At 60.6% G+C, this 21914-nt stretch carries 22 protein-coding genes and 1 pseudogene (1 of these 23 only partly in view); 5 read left to right on the forward strand and 18 right to left on the reverse strand.

Annotated features, from left to right (window positions below):
* On the reverse strand, nucleotides 1-25 hold the 5' portion of the coding sequence (locus ACO54Z_RS07905; protein WP_485996512.1) for an outer membrane protein assembly factor BamD. Its footprint begins 740 nt before the window's first position; the window shows 25 of its 765 coding nt (coding positions 1-25); the start codon lies at nucleotides 23-25; the stop codon falls past the left edge of the window.
* A gap of 106 nt (nucleotides 26-131) precedes the next feature.
* Here ACO54Z_RS07905 and rluD point away from each other — a divergent pair, with 106 nt between their 5' ends.
* Entirely contained in the window at nucleotides 132-1094 is a 963-nt protein-coding gene (rluD, locus tag ACO54Z_RS07910; RefSeq protein WP_485996513.1) for a 23S rRNA pseudouridine(1911/1915/1917) synthase RluD, read from the forward strand.
* Here rluD and ACO54Z_RS07915 read toward each other — a convergent pair.
* Nucleotides 1079-1477 (reverse strand): acyl-CoA thioesterase, encoded by a 399-nt coding sequence (locus ACO54Z_RS07915; RefSeq protein WP_485996514.1) that lies wholly within the window; start codon nucleotides 1475-1477, stop codon nucleotides 1079-1081. The genes rluD and ACO54Z_RS07915 overlap by 16 nt on opposite strands.
* Before the next feature lie 105 nt (nucleotides 1478-1582).
* Between ACO54Z_RS07915 and sucC the strand changes: the two genes are divergently transcribed.
* Nucleotides 1583-2743, forward strand: a complete 1161-nt coding sequence (gene sucC, locus ACO54Z_RS07920; protein ID WP_485996515.1) for an ADP-forming succinate--CoA ligase subunit beta — start codon at nucleotides 1583-1585, stop codon at nucleotides 2741-2743.
* An 11-nt stretch (nucleotides 2744-2754) separates the two neighbouring features.
* On the forward strand, nucleotides 2755-3627 hold the full coding sequence (sucD, locus tag ACO54Z_RS07925) for a succinate--CoA ligase subunit alpha (protein ID WP_298081306.1): 873 nt from the start codon (nucleotides 2755-2757) through the stop codon (nucleotides 3625-3627).
* Nucleotides 3628-3836: 209 nt separating this feature from the next.
* Here the strand turns inward: sucD and ACO54Z_RS07930 are convergent, their stop codons facing one another.
* The 10 genes from ACO54Z_RS07930 to ACO54Z_RS07975 all read right to left on the reverse strand — a co-directional run bounded on the left by ACO54Z_RS07930 (nucleotide 3837) and on the right by ACO54Z_RS07975 (nucleotide 11914).
* Nucleotides 3837-4811, reverse strand: a complete 975-nt coding sequence (locus tag ACO54Z_RS07930) for an IS30 family transposase (protein WP_485996516.1) — start codon at nucleotides 4809-4811, stop codon at nucleotides 3837-3839.
* A gap of 280 nt (nucleotides 4812-5091) precedes the next feature.
* Nucleotides 5092-5589, reverse strand: coding sequence for a non-heme ferritin (gene ftnA / locus ACO54Z_RS07935; protein WP_485996517.1), 498 nt, complete (start codon nucleotides 5587-5589; stop codon nucleotides 5092-5094).
* A gap of 86 nt (nucleotides 5590-5675) precedes the next feature.
* Nucleotides 5676-6110, reverse strand: coding sequence for a guanosine-3',5'-bis(diphosphate) 3'-pyrophosphohydrolase (locus ACO54Z_RS07940; protein WP_485996518.1), 435 nt, complete (start codon nucleotides 6108-6110; stop codon nucleotides 5676-5678).
* Nucleotides 6111-6129: 19 nt separating this feature from the next.
* A complete protein-coding gene (locus ACO54Z_RS07945; protein WP_485996519.1) occupies nucleotides 6130-6615 on the reverse strand; it encodes an IS1096 element passenger TnpR family protein in 486 nt (161 codons plus the stop codon).
* Nucleotides 6616-6630: 15 nt separating this feature from the next.
* Entirely contained in the window at nucleotides 6631-7650 is a 1020-nt protein-coding gene (gene mutY, locus ACO54Z_RS07950) for an A/G-specific adenine glycosylase (protein ID WP_485996520.1), read from the reverse strand.
* A 63-nt stretch (nucleotides 7651-7713) separates the two neighbouring features.
* Nucleotides 7714-8034 carry a hypothetical protein gene (locus tag ACO54Z_RS07955; protein ID WP_485996521.1) on the reverse strand — a complete coding sequence of 107 codons (321 nt, stop codon included), beginning with the start codon at nucleotides 8032-8034 and terminating at the stop codon, nucleotides 7714-7716.
* 645 nt (nucleotides 8035-8679) lie between these two features.
* Nucleotides 8680-9273: a bifunctional nicotinamidase/pyrazinamidase gene (gene pncA / locus ACO54Z_RS07960; RefSeq protein ID WP_485996522.1), complete on the reverse strand. Its 594-nt coding sequence runs from the start codon at nucleotides 9271-9273 to the stop codon at nucleotides 8680-8682.
* Between the two features lie 16 nt (nucleotides 9274-9289).
* Nucleotides 9290-9844, reverse strand: coding sequence for a hypothetical protein (locus tag ACO54Z_RS07965; protein WP_485996523.1), 555 nt, complete (start codon nucleotides 9842-9844; stop codon nucleotides 9290-9292).
* A gap of 482 nt (nucleotides 9845-10326) precedes the next feature.
* Entirely contained in the window at nucleotides 10327-10566 is a 240-nt protein-coding gene (locus tag ACO54Z_RS07970; protein ID WP_485996524.1) for a FitA-like ribbon-helix-helix domain-containing protein, read from the reverse strand.
* A gap of 22 nt (nucleotides 10567-10588) precedes the next feature.
* Nucleotides 10589-11914, reverse strand: coding sequence for a deoxyguanosinetriphosphate triphosphohydrolase (locus ACO54Z_RS07975; protein WP_485996525.1), 1326 nt, complete (start codon nucleotides 11912-11914; stop codon nucleotides 10589-10591).
* A gap of 126 nt (nucleotides 11915-12040) precedes the next feature.
* On the opposite strand from ACO54Z_RS07975, the gene ACO54Z_RS07980 reads away from it, so the two are divergent.
* Nucleotides 12041-12466 (forward strand): hypothetical protein, encoded by a 426-nt coding sequence (locus ACO54Z_RS07980; RefSeq protein ID WP_298081352.1) that lies wholly within the window; start codon nucleotides 12041-12043, stop codon nucleotides 12464-12466.
* Nucleotides 12467-12517: 51 nt separating this feature from the next.
* Here the strand turns inward: ACO54Z_RS07980 and ACO54Z_RS07985 are convergent, their stop codons facing one another.
* On the reverse strand, nucleotides 12518-14041 hold the full coding sequence (locus ACO54Z_RS07985) for a peptide MFS transporter (RefSeq protein ID WP_485996526.1): 1524 nt from the start codon (nucleotides 14039-14041) through the stop codon (nucleotides 12518-12520).
* A gap of 513 nt (nucleotides 14042-14554) precedes the next feature.
* Here ACO54Z_RS07985 and ACO54Z_RS07990 point away from each other — a divergent pair.
* Nucleotides 14555-14821: a hypothetical protein gene (locus tag ACO54Z_RS07990; RefSeq protein ID WP_485996527.1), complete on the forward strand. Its 267-nt coding sequence runs from the start codon at nucleotides 14555-14557 to the stop codon at nucleotides 14819-14821.
* A 575-nt stretch (nucleotides 14822-15396) separates the two neighbouring features.
* Here ACO54Z_RS07990 and ACO54Z_RS07995 read toward each other — a convergent pair.
* The 5 genes and pseudogenes from ACO54Z_RS07995 to ACO54Z_RS08015 all read right to left on the reverse strand — a co-directional run bounded on the left by ACO54Z_RS07995 (nucleotide 15397) and on the right by ACO54Z_RS08015 (nucleotide 21803).
* A pseudogene (locus ACO54Z_RS07995) lies at nucleotides 15397-16912 on the reverse strand (peptide MFS transporter).
* Between the two features lie 961 nt (nucleotides 16913-17873).
* Nucleotides 17874-18416, reverse strand: coding sequence for a hypothetical protein (locus ACO54Z_RS08000; RefSeq protein ID WP_485996528.1), 543 nt, complete (start codon nucleotides 18414-18416; stop codon nucleotides 17874-17876).
* 173 nt (nucleotides 18417-18589) lie between these two features.
* Nucleotides 18590-20050, reverse strand: coding sequence for a pyruvate kinase (pyk, locus tag ACO54Z_RS08005; RefSeq protein ID WP_485996529.1), 1461 nt, complete (start codon nucleotides 20048-20050; stop codon nucleotides 18590-18592).
* Entirely contained in the window at nucleotides 20047-20637 is a 591-nt protein-coding gene (locus tag ACO54Z_RS08010) for a 5-formyltetrahydrofolate cyclo-ligase (RefSeq protein ID WP_485996530.1), read from the reverse strand. Before ACO54Z_RS08010 ends, pyk begins: the two co-directional genes overlap by 4 nt.
* The gene (locus ACO54Z_RS08015) at nucleotides 20634-21803 is read right to left on the reverse strand and encodes a WG repeat-containing protein (RefSeq protein WP_485996531.1); all 1170 of its coding nucleotides are present in this window, start codon (nucleotides 21801-21803) and stop codon (nucleotides 20634-20636) included. Before ACO54Z_RS08015 ends, ACO54Z_RS08010 begins: the two co-directional genes overlap by 4 nt.
* Nucleotides 21804-21914: the final 111 nt, after the last annotated feature.

Genomic DNA, 21914 nt, shown 5'->3' on the forward strand with positions numbered 1-21914 from the left:
AGTTGACCGTTTCGTCCTGTTCCATGGATGAACAGGCGAGTAACCCTCCCATCAGGCCAAACCCGAGAACCCATTTTTGCACACGCTGCATTCGCTCGCTCCAATAGTTTGAAAAATCCGCATTATAGACGATGACCGCAGAACACCAGACGCTTTCTTGTGTCGCCGACGACGCCGTGCGCGGCTGGCGACTTGACCAATATCTCGCCCGCGTTTACCCGGAATATTCGCGCAGCCGCTGGCAGACAAGCATCAAGGGCGGACTGGTACAACTCAACGGCAACCCCGCCCGCGCCAGGGACATGGTCTATCCGGGCGACCGCATCAGTGCGCGGATTGCCGTGGAAGCGGAGAATGATGCCCAATCGCAGGACATCCCGCTGACCGTCATCCACGCCGACGCCGACATCATCGTCATTGACAAGCCCGCCGGACTGGTCGTGCATCCCGCTGCGGGCAACCCGGACGGCACCCTGCTCAACGCCCTGCTGCACCATTTCCCGGAAACGGCGCAATTGCCGCGCGGCGGCATCGTCCACCGCCTCGACAAGGACACCAGCGGCCTGCTCGTCGTCGCCCGCAACCTGCGCGCGCACGCCCACCTCGTCCGCCAACTGCAAGAACGCACGATGGGGCGCACCTACCTCGCCCTCGTCCACCGCTACGTCACCGCCGGCGACACCATTGACCAGCCGCTGGGACGCCACCCGCGCGACCGCCTGAAAATGGCAATCCGCCCCGATGGCAAACCCGCCATCACCCACTACCGCATCGAAGAGCGCTTCGGCGACGCTGCCACCCTGCTGCGCGTTTCCCTCGAAACCGGGCGCACCCACCAAATCCGCGTGCACATGGCGGCGCAACACTACCCGCTCGTCGGCGACCCGCTCTATGGCCTTGCCACCCCGCCCGGCAAAGGCATCCCGCCCGAAGTGCGGCAAACCCTGCTCGACTTCCCGCGTCAGGCACTGCACGCGACCGCGCTCACCTTGCACCATCCCGCTGACGACGAAGAAACCACCTTCGCCAGCCCGCTGCCTGCCGACCTGCAAACCCTGCTCGCCGCGCTGCGCCCGCTTCAAACCCTCACATAAGCGCCAATCGCCGCGAGAAAATCCGGCGGCAGGCGCTTTGGCTTGCGCCGCAGCGGGTCAAAACAGACCAACTGCACCTGCGCTGCCGCGCACAGCCGTTCCCCCTCGCGCAACTCGGCATCCACCACCAGCGAACTGCCGCGCACATCCTGCAGCGCCGAATGCACCTCGACTGTCGCCGGATAACGCAACTCCGCCAGATAACGGCAGCGCGCTTCCGCCACGACCAACATCGGCAAATCCGCCTCGCCGCAGGCTTCCTCAAACAGGGCAATCCGCGCCGACTCCAGATAACGCCAAAACAGCGCATGATTGACATGGCCGTAGGCATCCATATCGCCCCAGCGCACTGCACAAGAAAACACATGAAAAAACGCCGACATTCACAGAACCTCCGCAAAAAACCCCAGCAATAATAGCCGCTACTTAACAAATTTTGCTACCATTGCCGCCGCAAACCTTTCAAACATCCAAGAGGACACAACCCTATGAACCTGCATGAATATCAGGCCAAAGCGCTCTTCCGTGCATACGGCGTGGACACCCCGCGCGGCATACTCGCCCACAGCGCCGACGAAGCCGTCGCCGCCGCCAAAGAGCTGGGCGGCAGCGTCTGGGTCGTCAAGGCGCAAGTCCACGCGGGCGGGCGCGGCAAGGCGGGCGGCGTCAAAGTCGCGAAAAGCCTGGACGAAGTGCGCCAGTACGCCGGCCAAATGATTGGCAACACCTTGAAAACCAAACAAACCGGCGACGTTGGCCTGCCGATTAACATGGTCCTCATCGAAGAAGGCCTCAACATCGTCGGCGAACTTTACGTCTCCACCGTCGTTGACCGCGCCAGCCGCCGCGTCTCCTTCATCGCCAGCGCCGAAGGCGGCATGGACATCGAAGAAGTCGCCGAAAAAAGCCCGGAAAAAATCCACAGCGTCGGTGTGAACCCCTCTGCCGGTTACTTCCCCTACATTGGCCGCCGCCTCGGCTTCGCCATGGGACTGGACAAAAAACAGGTCGGCCAGCTCGCCAACCTGCTACAAGGCCTCTACAACCTCTTCGTGGAAAAAGACCTGTCGATGGTCGAAATCAACCCGCTCATCATCACCGGCGACGGCAAACTGCTGGCACTCGATGCCAAAATCGGCATTGACGACAATGCCCTCTACCGCCACAAAGACCTCGCCGAAATGCGCGACCCAACCCAGGAAGACGCGCGCGAAAACAAGGCACAAGAACTCGAACTCAACTACGTCGCCCTTGACGGCAACATCGGCTGCATGGTCAATGGCGCGGGGCTGGCAATGGCGACGATGGACATCGTCAAACTGCACGGCGGCGAACCGGCGAACTTCCTTGACGTCGGCGGCGGCGCGACCGCCGAGCGCGTCAAAGAAGCCTTCAAACTCATCCTCACCTCGCCCGAAGTCAAAAGCATCCTGGTGAACATCTTCGGCGGCATCGTCAGATGCGACCTCATCGCCGAAGGCATCATCAGCGCCGCCAAAGAAATCGACCTCAAAGTCCCGGTTGTTGCCCGCCTGCAAGGCACCAACGTCGAACTTGGCCGCAAAATGCTGGACGAAAGCGGCCTCGGCATCACCTCCGCCGACGACCTCACCGACGCCGCCAAAAAAGCCGTAGCCGCCGCCCAATAAAGGAACACCCCATGAGCATCTACATCAACAAAAACACCAAAGTCATCTGCCAGGGCTTTACCGGCTCACAAGGCACCTTCCACAGCGAACAGGCCATCGCCTACGGCACCCAACTCGTTGGCGGCGTCACCCCCGGCAAAGGCGGACAAAGCCACCTCGACCGCCCCGTCTTCAACAACTGCGCCGAAGCCGTCGCCGCGACAGGCGCGAACGCCTCAATGATCTTCGTCCCGCCCGCCTTCGCCGCCGACTCCATCCTCGAAGCGGTCGATGCGGGCATCGAAGTCATCGCCTGCATCACCGAAGGCATCCCGGTGCAGGATATGCTCAAAGTCAAAACCGCCATCAGCGGCACGGGCGTCCGCCTTATCGGGCCGAACTGCCCCGGCGTCATCACCCCCGGCGAATGCAAAATGGGCATCATGCCCGGCCACATCCACCAGCCGGGCGTGGTCGGCATCGTCTCCCGCTCCGGCACACTGACCTACGAAGCCGTGCACCAAACCACCGCCATCGGCCTCGGCCAGTCCACCTGCGTCGGCATCGGCGGCGACCCGATTAACGGCACCAGCTTCATTGACGTCCTCACCGCCTTCCAGGCCGACCCGCAGACCAAAGGCATCGTCATGGTCGGCGAAATCGGCGGCTCCGCCGAAGAAGAAGCGGCGGAATACATCAAGGCACACGTCAACAAACCCGTCGTCGCCTACATCGCGGGCGTCACCGCCCCGCCCGGCAAACGGATGGGACACGCGGGCGCGATTATCGCCGGCGGCAAAGGCACGGCAGCGGACAAATTCCGCGCGCTGGAAGCGGCAGGCGTTGCCACCGTCCGCTCCCCGGCAGACATCGGCGCGACCCTGAAACAACTGATGGGCGCCTGACTCGCCACCGCAAAAAGCCCGCTCCGGCGGGCTTTTTTACAACCATACCCCATTTACATACACCTGAGCGCTCAAGGTGTATGTAAACTACCGTTCACCCCCTCCCCTGCAGGACGCTCCAGCGCGTGCTGCGGGGGAGGGGTGGGGTGGGGGTAGCGTTTTGGTGGCACGCACGCTGTTTGTTCAGCAACCCGTTATACGGCGAATTGTCAAACCAGGTGCAACACTTCTTCAAAATACACTTCATAAGGAGTTCTCCACTGCAAACATTTGTGCGGGCGGTTGTTCAACGCCAGCACAGCTTTCTCGATGTACTCATCCGGATATTGCGCAATATACTGATGTTTCGGAAAATATTCGCGCAACAGCCCGTTGGTATTCTCGTTCGTCCCGCTCTGCCACGGCTGGTACGGCGACGGGATGTATATTTTCACCCCCAGCGCCTCCGCCGCCACCGCGTGCCGCGCGAATTCCTTGCCCCAGTCTGGCGTGATGCTGTGCACCGTCTGCCCGTGCAAGACTTCAATCATCGCCGCATTCACGCCGTCTGCCGTCTTTTTTTCCAGCCGCACGCAGTGCAGATAATGGCTTTTGCGGTCAACCAACGTCAGCAACACCGCACCACCCACCACGCCTGCAACGGTATCGGCTTCCCAATCGCCAAGTCGCTCCCGCGCCTGCGCCTCTGGCGGACGCGCCGACAGCGCATGCTCAACCGGGAATTTATCACGTGTCGGCTCGCCCTTGCGCCGCCGCTTCTTGCCACGGTGGCGCAGCCTTTGCTTGCCACTTATCACCCAGTCGGGGTCATTGAAACGCCCGGCGTAGATACCGCGGTAGATAGTCGCGTAGCTGATGGAATGCGGGCTGTCTTCACGGCGCAGGCGGTACTGGATCTGCTCCGGCGACCAGTGCTCTTTCAGAAACCTGTCCTTGACCAGGGCAAAAAGCTCCGGGTCATCCAGCTTGCGCTTGCGGCGGCAGACCAGACGCCGGTTGTCGTATTGCTCCTGCGCCTTGCTGGCGCTGTAGCTCCCGCCACTGTTGTTGCGCTTAAGTTCACGTGAGATGGTGGATTTGCTACGCCCCAGCGCGGCGGCGATGGCGGTGATGCTCCTGCCCTTGGCGCGTTGAACCATTATGTATTCCCGTTCGGTTGGCGTAAGATAATGGTAGGCGCTCATTTGTGGTCTCCTGCAAGGTTTTGAAGTTTTTTGCAGTATCGCTTATGAGCGTCTTTTTTTGTAGCTGTTGCACTTGAATTGTAAATTCGCCACATACACCTAAGCGCTCGATGTGTATGTATAGCCATCCACCGAAAGCCTCATACGGTGTTGCGCCGCCTGACCGGGCACCCTAAAAAATGGCGGAGCCATTTTTTAGGGAAACCCGCACTGTACCAATTCCGATAAAAAAACCGCCCCGGAGGGCGGTTTTTTATTTGCGTGATTTACAGATGACGGATTATTTGGCGTCTGCCATTTTGCCCAAATCTTCGTCGATATGGTAAAGGCCAATGCCGGTATCGCCAGCGACATTAAATTTGTCGAGAATGGAGGTAAAGAGATGCTCTTCTTCATGCTGCTCGGCGACATACCATTGCAGGAAGTTGAAAGAGGAATAGTCTTTTTCTTTGAAGGTTTCTTCCACCAGTTTGTTTATTTTGCCGGTGATTTCTTTTTCGTGGGCATAGACTTCTTCAAAGAGTTCTTTCAGGCTGGCGTATTCGGTTTTGGGTGCGGCAATGGCAGCAAGGCGCGGCATCGCGCCGGTTTCGCAGAGATAGGTAAAGAGGCGCTGCATATGTTCCATTTCTTCGGCGGCGTGCGCTTTCAGGAATTTGGCGGCTCCGGGGAATCCTTTGTAATCCGCCCAGGCCGACATTTGCAGGTACACGTTGGACGAGTAGAACTCGGCGTTTAATTGGTCATTGAGGTGTTTGATGATGTTTTCTGACAGCATGGTTTGCTCCGTGGGTTGGTGAAAGCCGCAAAGGCGGCGGGCGAAGACTGGCAGCTATGCGGGTAAATGTCAAATGCGAATGAATGTCATCGGTCGTCTGCGGCGGCGCGCAGGACTTGCGCCACTTCGCGGTATTCGTCCAGGCGGGCGAGGTCGCGCGCGCTAGGCTGCGGGATGCGTTCGATTTTCAGGTTTTCGGCGACATCCGCCAGTTTGACCGCCCGCGCCAGCGGGTTACTTGCGGCGCGGTAAGCGGCGGTGATGCGGCTTTCGTCGGCTTTGCGCGTCAGCGCCAGCACGGCTTCGACGATGGCTTCGCTGAAACCGGCGACGCGCAGGTCGTCAGCGGTAAGCGGTGTGTCTTCGAGGATGTCGTGCAGCACGGCGATGGTTTTCGCTTCGATGCCATCCACCGCCATCATTACCGCCAGCAGGTGGAGGATGTAGGGCGTGCCGCCACGGTCGGTTTGTCCGGCGTGGTAATTGGCGGCGAGTTCGATCGCTTTTTCAAGGGTGGACACGGGATGCTCCGGTTATGGGTCAATATTGTGCCGGGGATTCACCGACTTTTTTCAGGATGACACCGCTCCATGTTTCGGGATTTTCCGCAGCGGGAGATTCATCCTGGAGGATTTTTTCGATTTTGATGCGGTGTATCCAGTCGTCGATGAAATCAAACCAGTAATAGAAGAAATCTTTTTCCTGAAATGCCGCCTCGTCAAGGGTAAAAGTTTCGGCATTGTGTTGCACCGGTCTTTCTTCTTCCGGCAGGCTGGATATCATGTTTTTATGGTTGCAAATGACTTCTTCGTTGCATTGGTAAAGGATGCGCCGGTTGGTGGCTTCGCGACGCGTCAGCATGAATTTGTAAAGGCACGGCTCGCGGCGGTCAAAGGCCTCAAAAATGAGTTCATGCAGATTGGCAAAGGTGGCATTGCCGCTAATTTCTATGATGCGGTGCAATTGGGAAATGGGCACGGCGTGGGATTCTATCAGCGAGATTTTCAGGCGGTAATAATTCAGCATGGCTTTCTCCGGGTTTTAGCAGAAATGGTCGTCTATCAGGCGGCGCACCGGCGCGGGCAGGCCTTTCGCCAGCGCCTCCTGTTGCGGCAACCAGTCGGCGGCGCGGGCGGGTGCGGCGATGGTCACGGCAAAGGGCGCGATGTGCAGGGTGTAGTGGGTGAATTTGTGGGTGATGGCGGGCAGCGTTGCACGCGCGGTAATCGCGCCCAGCGTTTGCGCGGCGGTCTCGGCGGCGGCGATGCTGTCGTATTCCGGCAGCGACCACAGGCCGCGCCAGATGCCGCGATCCGGGCGACGGTAAAGATGCAGGCGGTCGCCACAGCGGGCGAGCAGCATCACCGTATGCCTTTCCGGGTTGGGCTTTTTCGCGCGCTTTTCCGGCAGCGCGGCGGTGGCGTCGTGCCGGTAAGCGTAGCAGTCGGCGGCGACCGGGCATTCGCCGCAACGCGGGCGGGTACGGGTGCAGATGCCGTTGCCCAAATCCATCAGACCCTGCGTATAACGGCGCAGGGTGGCGGCATCGTCCGGCAGGCGCGCTTCCGCCTCCGCCCACAGCGCGGCGAGGGTCGCGGGCTGGCCGGTCGCGCCGTAAATGCCCGCGTGGCGGGCGAGCAGGCGTTTGACGTTGCCGTCGAGAATGGCTTCCTTCTGGCCGAAGGCGAAGACGGCGATGGCGGCGGCGGTGCTGCGCCCCACGCCTTTCAGCGTCTCCAGTCCGGCGCGGTCGCGCGGGAACTGCCCGCCGTGTTCGTCCATGATTTGCCGTGCGGCGTGGTGCAGATTGCGCGCGCGGCTGTAGTAGCCGAGGCCGGACCACAGCGCGAGTACGTCGTCATCGGCAGCAGCGGCGAGGCTTTCGACATCGGGAAAGCGGGCGAGGAAGCGCGGGTAATATTGCAAGACGGTGGCGACTTGCGTCTGTTGCAGCATGATTTCCGAGAGCCAGACGCGGTAGGGGTCGTTGCCCTGCCAGGGCAGGTGGTTGCGGCCATATTGGGCTTGCCAGGCGGCGAGGCGGTGAGCGAAAGGGGTCATGGTTGGCGTGGTGAGCGGAGTGTGGATAAAGCGGTGGATAACTGGCGCGTTTTGCCAAAAATTTTAGCGTTCACCGGCGGTTGCGGTCGGTATTGCGCATGGCGCCTGCTGTAAAAATTCACGATAAAACAATAAAATAGGAGAATCTGCGGTAAACAAAGCGCTTTTTCCGCTTGCAATCCTTGCCGTCGCGCCAGCGCTGGATTTGTGCATAACCTGACGGCAGCGCGGTCGCCTCCGTCCATCGAGGCGGTAGCGGTTTATCCCCAAATTTTGTGGACAAAGTGGCGGGCGACGATGGGCGTCGTCGAAAAGCGTAATGCTGGCGACGGCTTGCATTACGGCAACAGACAAAGTGCTGCTGGTGATTTTCTGCGCAGCCATCGGTTGCGTTCAAATGTAGCACGCGAATCTGTGCCGCGCTACCGCCTGCGCCCCTGCCTCCGGCGGTGATTGCTCGCATGGGTGCGACGGCAATGAGATGGTAGAGTATTCAGTGGCGACACGTTTTGCGCGAGTGTATCAGATGTGCCGCTGTGGTATTCGTTTGTCGCTGCCCAAATGCCTTGAACCGTGTGCGGTGCGCCGAGGCGCACCCTATGGCGGACGGGAACAGCTACCGTAGGTCGGCCATTCATGGCCGACAAAACTTGATGTCGGGCATAAATGCCCGACCTACGACCGGATAACACCCGCCGCGCTGCGGATGCCTCTCCCTCAGCCGAGGCTGAATGCCGGATGCTGCAACAGATGCGGGCTTTGCCCTACAGGGGGCGGGGATTTTTCGAGGTAATGAGATGGTGGAGTATTCGGTAGCGACACGTTTTGCGCGAGTGTATCAACCGTACCGAGGTGGTGTCCGTTTGTCGCTGCCCGAATGTCTTGAACCGTATGCGGTGCGCCGAGGCGCACCCTATGGTGGACGGAATAGCTACCGTAGGTCGGCCATTCATGGCCGACAAAACTTGATGTCGGCCATAAATGCCCGGCCTGCGACCGGATAACACCCGCCCCGCTGCGGATGCCTCCTCAGCCGAGGCTGAATGCCGGATGCTGCAACAGCTCCGCCTTTTTCGCCGCGTAACCGGCGGGGTCGATGGCGCGGGTGGCGCGTTCCAGCAGGCGGACGCGGAAGCCTGCGGCGAGCGCGTCCTTGATGCTGTAATAGACGCAATAATCGGCGGCAAGGCCGGCGACGTCGATGTCGGTGACGCCGCAGGCGCGCAGCCAGGCGTCAAGCCGGGTGTGGTGGCGCTGGCCGTTGTCGCAGAAGGCGCTGTAGCTGTCGGTGTGCGGATCCATGCCCTTGCGGAAGATAGCGGCGATGCGGCGCGTGTCCAGCGCCGGATGCAGCGCCGCGCCGTCACTGCCCGCGAGGCAGTGCTCCGGCCACAAGGTTTGCGCGAGGCCGTGCAGGGTGATGGTGGCGAACGGCTGCTGGCCGGGGTGGGCGCTGGCGAAGCTCTCGTGTCCGGCGGGGTGCCAGTCCTGGGTGGCGACGATGAGCGGGTAGTCGTGCATGGCGGCATTGACCGGGGCGATGATGGCGTCGCCATCGGCCACGGGCAGGGCGCCGCCGGGCATGAAGTCGTTCTGGATGTCAATGAGCAGTAGTGCGCGCATGGGGTTTCTCCTGGGTTTAACGGGTTTTGTGGATGCGCCACGCAACGGCGAGGCAGATTGCGAGGCCGATGAGGGCGGGGAGGATGATGGCGGTTGCGGCGACGCCGCTGCCGAGCAGGCTGAAGAGGATTTTGCTGCAGGCGGCGGCGGTCAGGATGGCAGCGATTCCGCGCCAGTGATGATGCCAGGCAGCGCCGACCAGCAGCGCGAAAAAGGCGGATACGGTCAGGGTGTAGCCGGTTTTTGTCCATGTCCAGCCGCTGCGGAGGAAGGCGACTTCATCGGCGAGGAATTGGCGCACATGGTCGTCCGCCACCGCCGGCGCGGGAAACCAGCCCATGCTGGTGAGGAGCGCGAAGATGGCCGCCATCAGCGCGCCCCAACTGCGCCACCATGCCGCGAGCATGACCGGGATGAGCAGCAGCGGGCGAATGTACCAGCTCAGGATGTTGTGATGGCGGGCGAAAAGCCAGTCCTGAAAGGCGGGGTTGGCGAGCGCCTGCCAGAGAAAGGCGGCGGTGAGGGCGAGGAAGATGAGGGCGATGAGGCGGTCGGTGGTTTGGCGGGTCATGGTTCTTTCCACGGATTGATGACGGGGACTCCTGCCGCGATGTACGGCGCGGTATCCCGGCTGGCGACGCGCATTTGTCACGAATGCAGTTCCGCCAACGTTACGGTGCTGAGAAACGGTTCAAAATCCCGGTTATCCGCACGAATTTTAATTGCTGCGCCCGAATTGTCCCCTCCCCTGCAGGGTGAAGCCCGCAGCGGGGCAGGGTGGGGGTGAGCGATGCTTTTTATGAATTGACGTTTGCTTTTCATGTTTGCTGCCCTCACCCCAGCCCTCTCCCACAGGGAGAGGGGGCATATCGGCGGTTTTTCCTGTTTTCAGTTCCCTGCACAAACATACGGAAAAATGCGATTCCCAAGATTTTAAATAATTTCTGAGGAACAGGCTCGCTGTTTACTGTGCGTCCAGTCATGTGTAGACAATGACTGCCGGATTCGGTGCGGGGCGCAGCGGTTCGGAAATGACGTTGGTGTCGAGCAATATCATGTGAATGGCACCGGTTCGTCAGGTTCCGCCTCGCGCGTTATGGCGCGTTCGACGCCGCCGATGTCCTGTCCGATGGCGACCAGCAGGCTGCCGGGTCTGGGGGCGTGCTCCGGCTGGAGCGCCGCTTCAAGGATGGCGCGTATTTCCGCTTCGGTACTGCGTCCCGCCTGTTTGGCGCGGGCTTGCAGGGCGCGGTGGGTGGCTTCCGGCAGGTTGCGCACAAGGATGGTGGTCATGGTTGGCTCCGGTTGGTGTGGCTCAATTCACCGGCAGGCTGATGCCGGTGATTTTTTTGTAGAGCGAGACGGCGTAGCTGTCGGTCATCCCGGCGACGTAGTCGCAGACGCCGAGCAGTTTGCGGTAGAGGGTGTCGCGGTTTTTGCGGAAGCGTTCGGGCAGGAGCGCCAAGATCATCTGGTCGGCGCGGGTGTGGTGGTCGCGGCCGTGGGTGTTGGCAATGGCCTGGCAGTAGGTCGCCATCAGCCCGGTGAGGACGCGGTGTCCGGCGATTTGCACTTCCACCACCGGGCGGCTGAGGTAGATGTGTTTTTCGGCGTAGGCGCGCAGGGCGGCGAGTTTGTCGATGGCGGGGATGCTTTTTAGCAGCGGTGCGTCGCGCGCGCCTGCCAGCAGCGCCGCTTCGTTTTCCTGGAAGACGGCGACGGTTTCGTGGACGAGGCGGCCAATGGCTTTGGCGCGCAGGTAGGCGAGCTGGTCGCTTTTGCTTTCCATCGCGGCAAGGCGGCCGCCGTCGGCCATGTCGCCCGCCAGATCGGCGAGCAGTTCGTAGGCGATGCGGTGTTCGATTTGCCGGATTTGGTAGGCGTCTTCGATGTCCACAATCAGGTAGCAGATGTCGTCCGCCGCTTCCATCAGATACGAGAGCGGGTGGCGCTGCCATGCCTGGCCGCTGTCGCCGCGCGGCGGGATGCCGAGCGCTTGGTAGATGGTGGCGAAGTCGGCGAGGTCGTCCTGATAGACGCCGTTCTTTTTGTAGGGGTTTTTGTAGGCGGTGGCGGGGTATTTGCTGGCGGCGGCGAGGGTGGCGGCGGTCAGGCGCAGGCCGCCGTGGTTGTCCGGGCTTTCGAGGCGGTTGGTGATGCGGAAGCCTTGCGCGTTGCCTTCGATGTTGAGCAGGTCGGCGCGTTGGGCATCGTTGTCAAGGCGTTCGAGGATGCCCGTGGCGTCGGCGCTGTTGAAGTAGTCGCGCATCGCCTGTTCGCCGAAGTGGCCGAAGGGCGGGTTGCCGATGTCGTGCGCGAGGCAGGCGGCGGCAACGATGTCGCCGATGTCGGCGGCGTGGATGCCATGCCGCGTGAGTTCGGGATTTTTTTCCAGAAGCCAGGTGCCGACGCTGCTGCCGAGGCTGCGCCCGACGCAGGAGACTTCCAGCGAGTGGGTGAGGCGGGTGCGGACGTAGTCGTTTTTTTCCAGCGGGAAGACTTGCGTTTTGTCTTTCATGCGGCGGAAGGCGGCGGAGAAGATGAGGCGGTCGCCGTCGCGCTGGAAGTCGGAGCGCACCGAGGGTTCGGGGCAGGCGGCCTGGCCGATGCGGTAGGTGGAAAGCAGTTGGGTCCAGTTCATGAGCGTGTCCTTGTGAAAGCATTGATGATAGCGCAATCGGGCGGGCGGCGCGGCAGATGACGGTTCGGTCGTTGGCGCTTTGCCGTGCTTTCGTGTTAAATGGCGTTTTTCTTTTTGGAGGTTTTTATGTCTGCCTTGTTCAAGTCGTTTTTCCGCCTCGGCGTGTTGTTGACGGTTGCCGGGTTTGTCGTCGGCTTTATGCGTCTCACCGATTTGGCGCTCAGTTTTGTGCTGCTGGCGTTTGCCGCCGTTTATTTGGGCTGGTCGGTGTGGACGGCCAACAAGTCTTCCGGCTATGAGCATCCGCGCGAGTGTTTTGCCGATATTTTGGGCGATATTTTTACGTATTCCTGGTTGTTGGCGGGCTTGTGTTTTTGGCTGCTCGCGCCGAAGCATCTGGCGATGGTGCAATCGCTGCCCATCAATCATTACTGGATTCTCACCGCCTTTTTGGGGGCGATGATTGGCGTGACGCTGATTGAAATGCTGATTACGGTACACACCTGCCTCATTGCGATGTGGCGGCAAAATCCGATTACGATTACCCGCTGATGGGGAGCGCAAGAAAAAACCGCCGGACGGGCGGTTTTTTTGTGGGCTGTTTCAGTCAATCCCCTTCAGCAGGCGGTTCAGCGCCGGGACGGCGAGGGCGAGGGCGACGCTGGTGGCGATGCTGATGCCGCCGATGAGCGCGTAGTAGTTGGCGGTGTTCATCGTTTGCAGGTAGTCGTGCCAGGGCTGCGCGGCGGCGCGGGCGAGCAGGCTGGTGGCGTCAATCGCCGCAGGTTCGGCGAAATGCACGCCGTAGTTTTTGGCAAAGATGATGCCGCCCAGGGTGAAGCCGAGCGAGATGCCGAGGAAATTCAGCGCCACCATCTGCGTCTTGACGTGGTCGGGCGCGATTTTGGTGACAAAGGAGAGCGAAATCGGCGAGAGCAGCAGTTCGGCCAGGGTATTGAGCAGGATGGCGAAGGCGAAGACGGCCAGCCCCATCACCACGCCGGTGCGGATGAACGGCACGAAGCAGAGGTAGCCGAGACCGAGGATAAAGAGCGACAGCGCGAATTTGAGCGGCGTTTTCGGTTGAGTGTCGCCCAGTTTCGTCCACAGCGTCGCCATCACCCCGGAAAACAGGATAATCCACAGGCTTTGCAGCGAATCTTTCCACGACACCGGGATTTCAAAGCCGCCGAGGTTGCGGTTCATGGTTTCGGAGAAGTAGCTGGTGACGACGGTGTATATCTGGAACCAGATGGCCCAGAAGACGCAGATGGCGGCGAACAGTGGCAGGTAGGCGATGATGTAGCGGCGGTGGTTGCGGTCAACTTTTGGGTCGAGCAGCAGCCGGGCAAAGTAGCCCGCAGTGGCGAGGATGACGACGGTGAGCAGCACGCCGGGGAAATTGTCCAGGCCGAGTTTGTCGTAATGCACTGCGGCGCTGAGCGCGAGGATGATGGCGAGCGCGGCGGTGGCGGCGGTTTTGCGCTGTTTTGGCGGCAGCGGGTGCGGTGCGCCAGGGCGTGGCAGTTTTTTGCGCCCGGCGGCGTAGCGCCACAGGCCAAATGCCATGCCGATGGCAGCGGCACCGAAGCCGTAGTGAAAGCCGATGTAGCGTTGCAGCACGCCAGTGATGAGCGGGCCGAGGAAGCCGCCAATATTGATGGCGATGTAGAAGATGGAAAATCCGGCATCGCGCAGCGGGCGCAGTTTTTCGTCTTCATAAAGCGCGCCGACCATCGAGCTGGCCGATGCCTTGACGCCGCCGCTGCCGAGGGCGATGCAGACCAGCCCCGCAATCAGGCCGTCCACGCCGGGGATGACGGCGAGCGCGATGTGGCCGGTCATCACGAGGATACCGGCGTAGAACAGGGTGCGTTCTGCGCCAAAAATGCGGTCGGCAAGCCAGCCGCCGAGGATGGTGGAGAGGTAAACGCTGCCGCCGTAAGCGCCGACGAGGCCGCCCGCAGCCGCCTCGCTGAAGCCGAGGCCGCCTTTGGTCGCGCTGTAATAGAGGTAGATAAAGAGGATGCCCTGCATCCCGTAGAAGGAAAAGCGCTCCCACAGTTCGATGTGGAAGAGCGTCGAGAGTTGGCGCGGGTGGCCGAAGAAGGAGTTGTTCGTGGTCATGGCGGTCTCCGGTGAAGATGGGACGAGGTGCCGCGTAGCGCGGTATGGCGAATGTAACACAGCTTTAACGATAATCCACGAAAATTATCACCCGGAGCAAGTATTGCGAACGGTGCGCCGGGGCGCACCCTATGGTTGTCGCCATCCGCCTGTAGGGTGGGCCTTGGCCCACCATTAAAGCCAACGTCCGACGCCCTCTCCGTGGGAAGGCGGGGTGGGGGTGTCCGTTTCCCCGCCGGAGCAAAGCAATCTTCCCGCGGATGGCAATCCTCACCAAGCCGCAAACGTAGGTCGGCCATTCATGGCCGACATCAAGAAATATCGGAGATGCACCCAATCTGCGCCTGCGGTTTGCATGATTACGGATGCCGCGATGCGGTTGCCACAGGCAAAAGAAAACGCCGACAACCGTCGGCGTTTTTAATGGAAATTCCTTTGCAGTAAACGCAGGTCGGCCATTCATGGCCGACATCAAGAAATATCGGGGATGCACCCAATCTGCGCTGCGGTTGCATGATTACGGATGCCGCGATGCGGTTGCCGCAGCCAAAAGAAAAAACGCCGACAACCGTCGGCGTTTTTAATGGCAATCCCTTTGCAGTAAACGCAGGTCGGCCATTCATGGCCGACATCAAGAAATATCGGGTATGCACCCAGTCTGCGCCTGCGGGTTACATGATTACGGATGCCGCGATGCGGTTGCCGCAGCCAAAAGAAAAAACGCCGACAACCGTCGGCGTTTTTAATGGCAATCCCTTTGAAGCAGGGACAAGTTTTTAATATTTTATGGCACTCAAGGCTGCGCAATTACGGGGTCACAATCCCTTTGCAGCAGGGACAAGTTTTTAATCGCGATGCTTTTTGGATTTGGCCGGTGCCAATTGTCACAATCCCTTTGTAGCAGGGACAAGTTTTTAATCATCCAGAATAGCCAAGGGCGGTACTTATTATATGTCACAATCCCTTTGTAGCAGGGACAAGTTTTTAATTGGCGGTGTGTATTTTTTCTCCTTGTTTTCAATAAGTTGAGAGGGGTATTTCCAACTTTTGCCAGCGGGAAAAAGTTGAGCTTTCGGGCTTTGTTTTTGTTCGGGTTTTTATGGGTGTTTTTGGAGCGCCGCAGGATGCGGTACGCGCGTATTTTACGGTATTTGGCCGGTTTTTTGTAGGCGGTGGCGGGATGTTGTTTGGTTGCCGACTGTTTTTGGAAAACGGATATGTCCGCGATAGCGGGGATGGCTATACATCCTCCCCGTTTTCTCATGAAAAAGCGTTCGCTTTTTTATAGGGGAGTCCCGACCCTCCCCCGCTGCGGACGCTGGGGCGTCCTGCGGGGGAAGGGCGATACCCGCCTTTTAGTCGATACCTTTCAGCAGGCGGTTCAGTAGCGGCACCAGCAGCATCAGGACGACCCCGGCGGCGATGCCCAGCCCGCCGATGAGGGCGAAGAAGTCGGCGGTGTTCACCATTTGCAGGTAGTCATGCCAGGGCTGTTGCGCGGCGTGGGCGAGCGCGGTTGCGGGGTCAATGACGACCGGATCGGCAAAATGTACGCCGTAGTTGGCGCGGAAAATGATGCTACCCAAGGTAAAACCGAGCGAGAAGGCGAGGAAGTTCAGCGCGATCATCTGCGTTCTGAAGTGCGGCGGCGCGATTTTGGTGGCAAACGAGGTGGAAATCGGCGAGAGCAGCAGTTCGCCGAAGGTGATGATGAGGATGGCGAAGGCGAAGGTGACCAGCCCCATCACCACGCCGCTGCGCACGAACGGCACGAAGAAGAGGTAGCCGCTGCCGAGGATGAACATGGCGAGGGCAAATTTGAGCGGGGTTTTCGGCTGTTTGTCGCCGAGGCGCGTCCACAGCGTCGCGGTGACGCCGGCGAAAAGGATAACCCACAGGCTTTGCAGCGAGTCTTTCCAGCCGGCGGGGATGGTGAAGCTGCCGATGCTGCGGTTCATGGTTTCGTCGAAATAGACGGTGACGACGGTGTAGAACTGAAAGTATTCGGCGGCAAAGACGCTGACCGTGGCAAAAAGCGGGATGTAGGCGATGATGTAGCGGCGGTGGTCGCTATCGACGCGCGGATCGAGCAGCAGGCGGGCGGAGTAGCCGAGGGTGGCGGCGATGATGGTGGTGAGCAGGATGCGTGAGTAGTTGTCGGTGTTGATTTTGTCGAAATGGACGGCGGCAATGAGTGCCAGCACGACGGCGAGGATGACGACGGCGGCGGCACTGCGCTGGTTGGCGGGCAGCGGGTTGGGCGCGGTCAGTTTTGGCAGCTCTTTGCGGCCATGATTGTAGCACCACAGACCAAATGCCATGCCGATGGCAGCGAGGCCAAAGCCGTAGTGGAAGCCGATGTTTTCTTGCAGGATGCCGGTGAGGAACGGACCGAGCATCCCGCCGATGTTGATGGCTATAGAAGATGGAAAAACCGGCATCGCGGCGCGCGCGCCATTCGTCGTTTTCGTAGAGCGAGCCGACCATGGTGCTGGCGGAGGCTTTGACGCCGCCACTGCCGAGAGCGATACAGACCAGCCCGGCAATCATGCCGCTGACGCCGGGGATGAGGGCAAGGGCAATATGGCCGAGCATGACCAGCACGCCGGAATAAAACAGGGTGCGTTCCGCGCCGAGGATGCGGTCGGCGACCCAGCCGCCAAAGATGGTAGAGAGATAGACGCTGCCACCATAAGCCGTAGCAATGCTGCCGCCAACCGCTTCGCTAAAGCCAAGCCCGCCTTTGGTCACGCTGTGGTAGAGGTACATGGCGAGGATGCTGTTCATCCCGTAAAAGGAGAAACGCTCCCACAGTTCGATGTGGAAAAGCGTCGAGAGTTGGCGCGGTTGGCCGAAGAAGGTTTTGGACATTGCCGGTCTCCTGTGTGAATGAAGGATTGCGCGAATGTAACACAGAAACGGGCGGGGTGTTTTTCGGCGAATTAAGGGCTTTTTTGAGTGATTTGTTGCGAGCGCGACGCGATGACCGGCGCGGCGGTATGAAAAACGCCCCGGGCGGGGCGGTGGTGTTGGCATCAAAGCGCTGTGTTTGGCATGAATGGCGCGGCGGCGTAGCCGCAAAATCGTCGCCATCACCCGGATGGTGTCGCCGAGGCGCACCTTATGGCGGATTTTGGGCGTAGGGTGTGGCGGCGTAGCCGACACGCACGCGGGGAAGGTTGGAAACGCGTGCGTGCCTGCGGCCATACCTACGATTCTCTTTTGTTTTATGTGCGGACTGTGCAGGTTGGGTTAGAGGGCTGTTTGCAATTCGGCGGATGAGCGCCTCTCTCTTGCTTCGCAAGCAATAGACCTCTTTCCAAACCAGGCAAAGGCATACGTTTTTTGGAATTTGTATCCCTGCCCCCACCCCGGCCCTCCCCCACGGGGGAGGGAGCCGTTCTGCGGCAGATTCAAATAACAGCTGCCATATCACATATGGATAGTTATGAAACTGTTGCTATTTTTGCAGCCAATGAGTTCCCTCCCCCTGTGGGGGAGGGTTAGGGTGGGGGCAGCAGACAACAGCTCAGCAGGTTTGGAATTTTGTCGGGTTGCCGTGCAAGTTATAGTTAGTTTGGAAGGAAGTCTAATGCTTGTCGCTGCGCGAGCTGTTCCAGTCCCTCTGGGACAAGCATTGCTCGCGTAGCGAGAGAGGGGTTGGAGTGAGGGCAGCAAGCAATTGAAAAATTGGAATTTCGGCTCATCAATAATATCGCTCACCCCCTCCCCAACCCTCCCCCGCTGCGGGCTTCGCCCTGCAGGGGAGGGGATTTACACACCCTTGTGTTGTGTGATTTGTGGCGCGATGACCACGGGGGCAGGCAGCGTCTCAGCGGTATTTTTGCAGGGCGGTAGCGACGGCGGAGCGGTCGGGGTGTTCGCCTTTGCGCGCTTTTTCTTTTTCTTCGATTTTTTGCAGGAAATCGAAGCTGTTGGCACCGTCAATCTGGCTGCCGGGTTTGTGGATGCTCTGGTAGGGGTCGGCGCCTTTTTCCAAGAGCAGTGCGACGATTTCGGCGTCGTTAAACAATATCGCGGCATTGAGCGGTTGCAGTCCGGCGCGGTCGGGTTCGTTCAGGTCGCAGCCGTTGGCAATGGCGGTGCCGAGCGCGATGCGCAGTTCGTCCGCGTTGCTGCCAGGCAGGCCGCGCGCGGCGATGAGTGCGTGGATAACCGGCATCGGCTGGGCGTTGGTTTTGATGTGGCATTCTTTGTCGTCGCTGTATTCCACGCCTTCGATGGCGTCGGCGGGCTTGGCGCTTTCTTTGGTTGTTTCTTTTGCGGGTTCGGCAGGTTTTGCAGGTTCGTCGGTGGCAAGGGCGCTGTTGAGGGCAAGTGCGGCGATGAGCGGCAGGGTTTGGTAAAGGTTCATGGGGTGTCCGTTTTGGCTATGGAAAAAGGGGTGAAGGTTTTGCCTTCACCCCCGTGGTTTTTGGTAAGTGCACGATTTGCTGTTTGGGTTACGGTGGGGATTCTGGTTTGGCCTACCCCCTCCCCCGCTGCGGGCTTCGCCCTGCGGGGGAGGGGGGAATGGCTGCGCCACGTTTACCGCGTGCGGCGGACTTGCAGTTCGTCGGTGCCGCCGCTGCTGCGCATAGAGCCGCTGGTGATGACGTAGAGGTCGTTGCTTTTCAGGTGGCGGCGCTGGACGAGGTATTCTTCGGCTTCGCGGATGGCTTCGTCGTGCTCTTTGCTGGTATCCAGTCGTGCCGGACGGACGCTGCGGTAGATGGCCATTTTGCGCTGTACGGCAAGGCTGGGGGTGAGCGCGTGGATGGGCAGGTTGATGCCGAAGCGGCTAATTTGGAAGGCGGTGGTGCCGCTTTCGGTGAGGGCGACGATGGCTTTGGCGTGCAGCAGTTGCGCGGTGAAGACGGCGCTGTTGGCGATGCCTTGGTCGATGCGCTCAACCGGGATTTCGTCGTAGGTGTGGTCGAAGCTCTGGCCGAGTTGCGATTGTTCGGCGGCAGCGCAGATTTCGGCCATGGTGCGCACGGTTTCAAACGGATAGGCACCGGCGGCGGATTCGGCGCTGAGCATGACGGCGTCGGTGCCGTCGATGACGGCGTTGGCGACGTCGGAGACTTCGGCGCGGGTCGGCACCGGGTTGGTGATCATGCTTTCCATCATTTGGGTGGCGGTGATGGTGAAGCGGCGCAGGCGGCGCGCGGTGCGGATGATGCGTTTTTGCAGTGCCGGTACGGCGGGGTTGCCGACTTCGACCGCCAAGTCGCCACGGGCAACCATGACACCGTCGCTGGCGAGGATGATTTCTTCGAGGTTTTCGATGGCTTCAACCCGCTCGATTTTGGCAATCAGCCCCGGCAGGATTTCGCCACGGTCTTCGGCCTGGCTGACCAGTTGGCGTGCGAGTTCCATGTCGGCGGCGGATTTGACGAAGCTGACGGCGATGTAGTCGGCGCCGATGGCGACCGCGGTTTTCAGGTCCTGATAGTCTTTTTCGGTGAGCGCCGGGGCGGTGAGGCCGCCGCCCTGTTTGTTGATGCCTTTTTTGGATTTGAGCACGGCGGGGTTCTGCACGGTGGTGTGCACTTCGTCGCCGATGACTTGTTCGACTTTGAGTTTGAGCAGGCCGTCGTCAAGGAGGAGGATGTCGCCCGCCTTGACGTCTTTCGGCAGTTCGCGGTAATCCAGGCCGACGCGGTGGTCTTTGCCTTCGCCTTCGTAGGCGGCGTCGAGGATGAGTTTGTCGCCACGGGCGAGTTCCATTTTGCCGCCAGCGATGGCGCCAACGCGGATTTTCGGCCCTTGCAGGTCGGCGATGATGGCGACTTCGCGGCCCACGCGGCGTGAGGCTTCGCGCACTTTGCGCGCGTTTTCGCCGTGGAAGGCGGCGTCGCCGTGGCTGAAGTTGAAGCGGACGACGTTCAGGCCGACGCGGATCATGTGTTCGAGGATTTCTTCGTCGCTGCTGGCGGGGCCGATGGTGGCGACGATTTTGGTGTGGTGGCTGATGCGCGTAAGGTCGCGGTGTTCTTGGCTCATGGCTGCTCCTGTAGGTAGGTGTAGAGGTTTTCGGTGCTGGCGACGGCATCGAGCGGCACGTCCCAGGGTCGGCGCGGCAGGGTCGCAACGGCTTGACAAGGGTAAGCGATTCCGAGTAGCCACGGTTTGGCGTGCGGTATTTTACGCGCAAACGTGCGGTCGTAAAACCCGCCTCCCATGCCGAGGCGAGTGCCGTGGGCGTCCCAGGCGACGAGCGGGGTGATGACGGCATCGAGCGCGAGTGCGTCCAGCGGCGCTTGCAGCGGCGGTGCGGGGATGCCGACGGCGTCGGGCGCGAGGGCGGTGTCTTCTTGATAGGGCAACCATAGTAGTGCTTCGCCCTTGCCGCGCACATAGGGCAGGTAGAGGCGGTATCCGGCCTGCCACAGGGCGCGGTTGAGCGGGGCGGTGTCAATTTCTTCGGGCATGGAGAGGAAGGTAGCGACGCGCCGGATGTCGTCATGCGCGCATAGCCAGGCGAGGGCGGTGGCGGCGGTCGCTGCGCTTATCTGTTGGCGTTCTTCGGGGGCGATGGCACGGCGGGCGGCGCGGATGTCGCGGCGGAGTTGTTTAAGGTCGGGGGTCATGGTTGGTCGGGGGTGAGGGAGAGCAGTTCAAAGTCGTCGTTAAAAAAGCTGCTGCGCCGGGCGAGGACGCAGCCGTCGCGGTCAATCAGCACTTCCTGTTCGCGCGGCCAGTTTTCCGCCAGGTAAACCACGGCGACGCCACGGCGGAACAGCGGGCTAAGAATGCCTTCAAGGTCATTACGCAGGCGGAAGCGCGGCGGGGTGATGACGCGGCCATGTAGGTCGATCAGTCCCCACTGTTGGTTTTGGCGGTAGGGGATGCGCTCCAGCGCGCCATCCGGGATGCCCATGCTGCCGCTGCCATACGGTGCGCTGATGTATGTGCCGTCGCGCCTGATGTAGCGCGGCGGCTGTCCGCGGATGCTGACCTGCGCCAGTCCGTCATGAAAGTCGCCTGCCGCATTGAATTGTGGCGCGATGACTCCTTCGCCTTTTTCGTTGCGGTAGCCCCACAGACCGTCGCGTTCAAAGGAGGCGAGTCCTTCGGAATATTCGCCGGGTTTGTTCAGCCGGATGGGCGGCGGTTCGACGGTTATGCGCGGGCGGACGGTGCCTGGTGCGGCGGCGGGTTGTCCTTTGCGGTCGATGTAAGCGTATGCGCCGTCGCGTTTGACCCGCGCGATGCCGTCGTAAAACAGTCCCGGTTGTTCAAATTGCGGCGCGATAATTTCTTCGCCCCGGTCGTTGAGATAACCCCAGCGCGCGCCCACGCGCACCGGGATGGGCGCTCCGGCGACCAGCGCGGCAAAGAAGACGATTTCGTCGTAACGCGGCGGCGTCAGCTCGCGCCCGTCGGCGTCGAGGATGGCGAAGGCGCCGCTGCGGCTCTTGCGGTATTTTTCAGGCAGCCGCTCGCGCAACCATGATGGCAAGGTGTCCTTGTCCTGTTGGCCGCGCCAGGCGGCGATGCGGTCGTTGTTGAGCCAGACGGCGTTGTCCCAGGCGGCGTACTGCGCCCGCTCATCGCGGCTGAGGAAGCGCCCGGCCTTGAGCCGCGTATCGGCGAAGGTCTCCTCGTCGAAGTAGCCGGTTCCGATGAAACGACCGGTGGCGATGTCCGGATTGAGCTGGATGCCCTGCGGCAGGGGCAGCGGGCAGCCGTCGGGTTGGCCGGTGACGGCGCTGGCGGCGAGCAGCAGTGCCAGTAATGGAATGATGGTTTTCATGGTGTCTCCGGTTTAGATGACGGAACATCGGGTTTAACGGTGGGGCAAGCCCCACCCTACGCAACGGTTTTACATACAGGATGGCGGATAGTGGACGTTTTGGCATTGGCG

It is taken from the genome of Cardiobacterium sp. (assembly GCF_057314735.1).

Bases quoted from the DNA above. Each gene is read 5' to 3' on its own strand.
- ACO54Z_RS07930 (WP_485996516.1), bottom strand. From the start codon at position 4,811: ATGAGCGCCTACCATTATCTTACGCCAACCGAACGGGAATACATAATG.
- mutY (WP_485996520.1), bottom strand. From the start codon at position 7,650: ATGACCCCTTTCGCTCACCGCCTCGCCGCCTGGCAAGCCCAATATGGC.
- rluD (WP_485996513.1), top strand. From the start codon at position 132: ATGACCGCAGAACACCAGACGCTTTCTTGTGTCGCCGACGACGCCGTG.
- ACO54Z_RS07985 (WP_485996526.1), bottom strand. From the start codon at position 14,041: ATGACCACGAACAACTCCTTCTTCGGCCACCCGCGCCAACTCTCGACG.
- ACO54Z_RS08000 (WP_485996528.1), bottom strand. From the start codon at position 18,416: ATGAACCTTTACCAAACCCTGCCGCTCATCGCCGCACTTGCCCTCAAC.
- ACO54Z_RS07990 (WP_485996527.1), top strand. From the start codon at position 14,555: ATGATTACGGATGCCGCGATGCGGTTGCCGCAGCCAAAAGAAAAAACG.
- ACO54Z_RS07955 (WP_485996521.1), bottom strand. From the start codon at position 8,034: ATGGCTGCGCAGAAAATCACCAGCAGCACTTTGTCTGTTGCCGTAATG.
- ACO54Z_RS07945 (WP_485996519.1), bottom strand. From the start codon at position 6,615: ATGCTGAATTATTACCGCCTGAAAATCTCGCTGATAGAATCCCACGCC.
- ACO54Z_RS07980 (WP_298081352.1), top strand. From the start codon at position 12,041: ATGTCTGCCTTGTTCAAGTCGTTTTTCCGCCTCGGCGTGTTGTTGACG.
- ACO54Z_RS07975 (WP_485996525.1), bottom strand. From the start codon at position 11,914: ATGAACTGGACCCAACTGCTTTCCACCTACCGCATCGGCCAGGCCGCC.
- ACO54Z_RS08015 (WP_485996531.1), bottom strand. From the start codon at position 21,803: ATGAAAACCATCATTCCATTACTGGCACTGCTGCTCGCCGCCAGCGCC.
- sucC (WP_485996515.1), top strand. From the start codon at position 1,583: ATGAACCTGCATGAATATCAGGCCAAAGCGCTCTTCCGTGCATACGGC.
- pyk (WP_485996529.1), bottom strand. From the start codon at position 20,050: ATGAGCCAAGAACACCGCGACCTTACGCGCATCAGCCACCACACCAAA.
- ACO54Z_RS07965 (WP_485996523.1), bottom strand. From the start codon at position 9,844: ATGACCCGCCAAACCACCGACCGCCTCATCGCCCTCATCTTCCTCGCC.
- pncA (WP_485996522.1), bottom strand. From the start codon at position 9,273: ATGCGCGCACTACTGCTCATTGACATCCAGAACGACTTCATGCCCGGC.
- ACO54Z_RS07970 (WP_485996524.1), bottom strand. From the start codon at position 10,566: ATGACCACCATCCTTGTGCGCAACCTGCCGGAAGCCACCCACCGCGCC.
- ftnA (WP_485996517.1), bottom strand. From the start codon at position 5,589: ATGCTGTCAGAAAACATCATCAAACACCTCAATGACCAATTAAACGCC.
- ACO54Z_RS08010 (WP_485996530.1), bottom strand. From the start codon at position 20,637: ATGACCCCCGACCTTAAACAACTCCGCCGCGACATCCGCGCCGCCCGC.
- sucD (WP_298081306.1), top strand. From the start codon at position 2,755: ATGAGCATCTACATCAACAAAAACACCAAAGTCATCTGCCAGGGCTTT.
- ACO54Z_RS07915 (WP_485996514.1), bottom strand. From the start codon at position 1,477: ATGTCGGCGTTTTTTCATGTGTTTTCTTGTGCAGTGCGCTGGGGCGAT.